At 56.7% G+C, this 4535-nt stretch carries 4 protein-coding genes and 1 pseudogene; 4 read left to right on the top strand and 1 reads right to left on the bottom strand.

Going from position 1 to position 4535, the window contains the following annotated elements; genetic code table 11:
* Positions 1–523, bottom strand: a 523-nt coding sequence (locus AB7E14_RS20885) for a sugar-binding domain-containing protein (RefSeq protein WP_428169890.1), incomplete at its 3' end; no start/stop codon positions are given.
* A gap of 255 nt (positions 524–778) precedes the next feature.
* Here AB7E14_RS20885 and lsrA point away from each other — a divergent pair.
* From lsrA to AB7E14_RS20865, 4 genes and pseudogenes are all read left to right on the top strand, one after another.
* Complete coding sequence (gene lsrA / locus AB7E14_RS20880; RefSeq protein WP_428169889.1) at positions 779–2326, top strand: autoinducer 2 ABC transporter ATP-binding protein LsrA; 1548 nt, start codon at positions 779–781, stop codon at positions 2324–2326.
* Entirely contained in the window at positions 2320–3366 is a 1047-nt protein-coding gene (gene lsrC / locus AB7E14_RS20875; protein WP_042999274.1) for an autoinducer 2 ABC transporter permease LsrC, read from the top strand. Before lsrA ends, lsrC begins: the two co-directional genes overlap by 7 nt.
* On the top strand, positions 3366–4364 hold the full coding sequence (lsrD, locus tag AB7E14_RS20870; RefSeq protein WP_061069583.1) for an autoinducer 2 ABC transporter permease LsrD: 999 nt from the start codon (positions 3366–3368) through the stop codon (positions 4362–4364). The genes lsrC and lsrD overlap by 1 nt, the downstream gene beginning before the upstream one ends.
* 26 nt (positions 4365–4390) lie before the next feature.
* A pseudogene (locus AB7E14_RS20865) lies at positions 4391–4535 on the top strand (autoinducer 2 ABC transporter substrate-binding protein LsrB); the annotation flags it as partial.

The raw sequence follows: 4535 nt of genomic DNA, 5'->3' as shown, positions 1-4535 counted from the left end.
GCGCCGGAATAATACTGACCGGACAGGCCGCGTTGAGTTGTCCAATCCCGGTCATGTAAGGCCCCACGCCACCCGACAGCGTCACCAGGCGAATTTGCTGAGCAGAAATAAACCCACAGAGCCGTTTTAAGGTATTCATGGTCGCTTCGCCGAAGCCCGCCGCCAGAATCTGCTGTGGCTGGAGTGACTCCATCAACATATGCGCAGCGCCGATCCCCAGGCGAACACATGCATCCGCGCCGGGAAGTCCCGGGATGACCCGCACATTATTCAGGTCAAAGCGACGACGTAATTCGGTTTCATATTCCAGACAGCCTTCAAAGCGAGAATTAATCTGTACGCGAATAATCCCGGACTGATGCCCCTTTTCCAGCAGGCGCGACACCTTAAGCCGCGTCAACCCCAGTCTGTTGCTGATGTCGCTTTGCGTCATACCGTCGTGGTAATAGAACCACGCAATACGTGCCACCAGCTCTTCTTCACACATCCCTTGCTCGGAAATCATCGGGTCATTAATAGTCATCATTCTGTCTTCACTTTGAACATATCGAATTCCTGAACACAATTGTTCATTCATTGGTCGTTAATAACTGTGATTAAACCCACATTTCAGTGGCTTTCGTTTGAACAAATTTAATATTGACGATCATTTTAGCATGAAACGTGATCTATTCGTCGGTTTTATGAGCAGTTAGGTCATAAGGTTATGAACAATTCGAATCGCACAATACATTTGTTCAACCTGATTCTACCCAGGCCGAACGGAGGTGGCATGCAAATGAGTCAAGAAAAGATCGCCCCACTACTCAGCGCGCAGTCTGTCTGCAAGCAGTATTCCGGCGTCAACGTCCTGAAAGGGATTGATTTTGTCTTACGCAAAGGCAAAGTCCATGCGCTCCTGGGCGGGAATGGCGCCGGGAAATCCACGCTGATGAAAATCATCGCCGGCATTACTCCTGCGGATAGCGGAATCATTGAGATTGAGGGAGCCCGCTGTACAAAACTGACGCCCATTCTGGCGCATCAGTTAGGCATCTACCTTGTCCCGCAAGAGCCGCTGCTCTTCCCCAGCCTGACGGTAAAGGAGAATATTCTCTTTGGTCTGCCCAAACACCAGAGCTCGGCGCAAAAAATGGCGGCGATGCTGACCGCGCTGGGTTGCCAGTTTGATATCAACAGCCCGGCGGGTTCACTGGATGTGGCCGACCGGCAAATGGTCGAAATCATGCGCGGACTGATGCGCGATTCACGAATTTTGATCCTCGATGAACCCACCGCCTCACTGACGCCTGCGGAAACCGATCGTTTATTCAGCCGCCTGCGTGAATTGCTGAGCACTGGCGTAGGGATCGTCTTTATCTCCCACAAGCTGCCAGAGATACGCCAGATAGCGGATTACATTAGCGTGATGCGGGACGGCATCATTGCGCTATCCGGAAAAACAGCGGATCTAACCACGGACGAGATTATCCAGGCCATCACGCCTGCCTCACGCACCAACGCGCTGAGCGCGACGCAAAAACTGTGGCTGGAATTGCCCGGCAACCGTCCGCAGCACGAGGCGGGCACGCCGGTGTTGAGTCTTGAGAATGTGACTGGCGAAGGGTTTATGAACGTCAGTTTCGAGGTTCGCGCCGGGGAAATTTTAGGTCTGGCCGGTCTGGTCGGTGCCGGACGTACCGAACTTGCCGAAACGCTTTACGGGCTACGACCGCTACGGGCCGGAAGCATCGTACTCGGCGGCAAGGATATCTCCTCACTTTCCACCCGCGAACGTCTACAGCACGGTCTGGTGTATTTGCCGGAGGACCGGCAATCGTCAGGGCTGAATCTGGATGCCTCGCTGGCGTGGAATGTTTGCGCATTAACCCACAACCACAGCGGTTTCTGGGCTAATCCGGCCAAAGACAGCGCCACGCTCGAACGCTATCGCCGCGCGCTTAATATCAAGCTTAACGATCCTGAACAGCCTGCCCGCACGCTTTCTGGCGGTAATCAGCAAAAAATCCTGATCGCCAAATGCCTTGAAGCCTCGCCGCAGGTGCTGATTGTAGATGAACCAACGCGTGGTGTGGACGTCTCGGCGCGTAACGACATCTATCAGTTGCTCCGCAGTATCGCGGCTCAGAACGTCGCGGTGCTGTTCATCTCATCTGATCTGGAGGAGATAGAACAGATGGCCGATCGCGTTTACGTCATGCATCAAGGGGAAACGGGCAACGATGCCCTGCAGGGCGACGAGATTAATGTCGACACCATCATGCACGTGGCGTTTGGCGACCGCACGTCAGGGGTTACACCACATTCCGGGGAGGCGCCATGCTGAAATTTATCCAGAATAACCGCGAGGCCACCGCCCTGTTAGCCGTGCTGCTGCTGTTCGTGCTGCCAGGGATGCTGGACAGCCAGTACCTCAGCGTTCAGACGCTGACAATGATTTTCAGCAGCGCCCAAATCCTCATGCTGCTGGCGATGGGCGCCACGCTGGTGATGCTGACCCGCAACATCGACGTGTCGGTCGGATCGATCACCGGGATGTGCGCGGTACTGCTGGGGCTGTTGCTGAACGCGGGGTATCCCTTGCCGGTGGCCTGCCTGGCGACGCTGCTGCTGGGACTGCTGGCAGGGTTTATCAACGGCGTGCTGGTCGCCTGGCTGAAGATCCCGGCGATTGTCGCCACGCTGGGCACGCTTGGCTTGTATCGCGGCGTCATGCTGCTGTGGACGGGCGGTAAATGGATTGAAGGATTACCGGCACAACTCAAGCAACTCTCCGCCCCGGTTTTCCTCGGTATCTCCGCCATTGGCTGGCTGACCCTGCTGCTGATGTTGCTGATGGCCTGGCTGCTGGCAAAAACCGCTTTTGGTCGCTGTTTTTATGCCACCGGGGATAATTTACAGGGCGCGCGGCAACTGGGCGTGCGTACCGAAGCCATTCGGATTCTGGCCTTTTCGCTCAATGGCTGCATGGCAGCGCTGGCCGGGATCGTCTTTGCCTCACAGATTGGCTTTATCCCGAATCAGACGGGAACCGGGCTGGAAATGAAAGCCATTGCCGCCTGCGTGCTGGGGGGCATCAGCCTGCTGGGCGGTTCCGGGACGATCATTGGTGCCGTGCTCGGTGCCTATTTCCTTACGCAAATCGACAGCGTACTGGTCCTGCTGCGCATTCCGGCGTGGTGGAATGACTTTATTGCCGGTCTGGTCCTGCTGGCGGTGCTGGTATTTGACGGCCGGTTGCGCTGCGCGCTGGAACGCAATATCCGTCGGCAAAAATATGCCCGCTTCACGCCGCCGCCCCAACCGCGTCCGTCGGCAAAAAACACCGACTCTGTGCGCACTGCCAAAAAACGTGAGGTTGCCTGATGACTCGTTTACATCGTTACGGCTGGGAACTGGCGCTCGCCGCGCTACTGGTGATTGAAATTCTGGGATTCGGCGCCCTGAACCCACGCCTGTTGGATCTGAACGTCCTGCTGTTCAGCACCAGCGACTTTATCTGCATTGGCATTGTCGCCCTGCCTTTAACCATGGTGATCGTCAGCGGCGGGATCGACATCTCCTTTGGCTCGACGATGGGGTTGTGCGCCATCGCGCTGGGCGTGATGTTCCAGGGCGGCGTACCGCTGCCGCTGGCCATTCTTCTGACGCTCGCGCTGGGCACGCTGTGCGGACTGATCAACGCCGGACTGATTATCTACACCGGTGTGAACCCGCTGGTCATCACCCTGGGAACGTTATACCTGTTCGGCGGCAGCGCACTGCTGTTGTCGGGGATGGCGGGAGCGACCGGTTATGAAGGTATCGGCGGCTTCCCGCAGGGCTTCACCGATTTTGCCAATCTCGATGTGCTGGGTCTGCCCGTCCCCCTGATCTTCTTTCTCGTCAGCGTGATCTTTTTCTGGTTGCTGATGCACCGGACCCACGCCGGACGCAATGTCTTCCTGATTGGGCAGAGCCCCCGCGTGGCGCTGTATAGCGCTATCCCGGTGAACCGGACGCTGTACGCGCTGTACGCGATGACCGGCTTTGCGTCGGCGGTCGCGGCGGTGCTGCTGGTCTCTTACTTCGGCTCTGCACGTTCCGATCTGGGTGCCTCTTTCCTGATGCCAGCTATTACAGCGGTCGTCCTGGGCGGCGCCAATATCTACGGCGGCTCCGGGTCAATTCTCGGTACCGCCATCGCCGCGCTGTTGGTGGGCTATCTGCAGCAGGGATTGCAGATGGCTGGCGTGCCCAATCAGGTATCCAGCGCCCTCTCCGGCGCATTGCTCATTGTCGTTGTCGTAGGTCGTTCTGTCAGCCTGCATCGTCAGCAAATCAAAGACTGGCTGGCGCGTCGTCGCGCTATCCGGCAGGCCTAAAACCCATTGCCATAAAGGAAAAGTACATGACTATTCAGAGCATTAAAAAAATTGCCGTAATCAGTACCCTTAGCCTGGCGGCGTTCACTCTCAACGCTTATGCCGCAGAGCGAATCGCATTTATCCCAAAACTGGTTGGCGTGGGATTCTTTACCAGCGGCGGTAACGGCG

The sequence above is a fragment of the Citrobacter sp. genome, assembly GCF_050252275.1.
GTDB lineage: Bacteria > Pseudomonadota > Gammaproteobacteria > Enterobacterales > Enterobacteriaceae > Citrobacter_A > Citrobacter_A amalonaticus.
This window is presented reverse-complemented; position numbering and strand designations above follow the sequence as displayed.

Bases quoted from the DNA above. Each gene is read 5' to 3' on its own strand.
- lsrA (WP_428169889.1), top strand. From the start codon at position 779: ATGAGTCAAGAAAAGATCGCCCCACTACTCAGCGCGCAGTCTGTCTGC.
- lsrD (WP_061069583.1), top strand. From the start codon at position 3,366: ATGACTCGTTTACATCGTTACGGCTGGGAACTGGCGCTCGCCGCGCTA.
- lsrC (WP_042999274.1), top strand. From the start codon at position 2,320: ATGCTGAAATTTATCCAGAATAACCGCGAGGCCACCGCCCTGTTAGCC.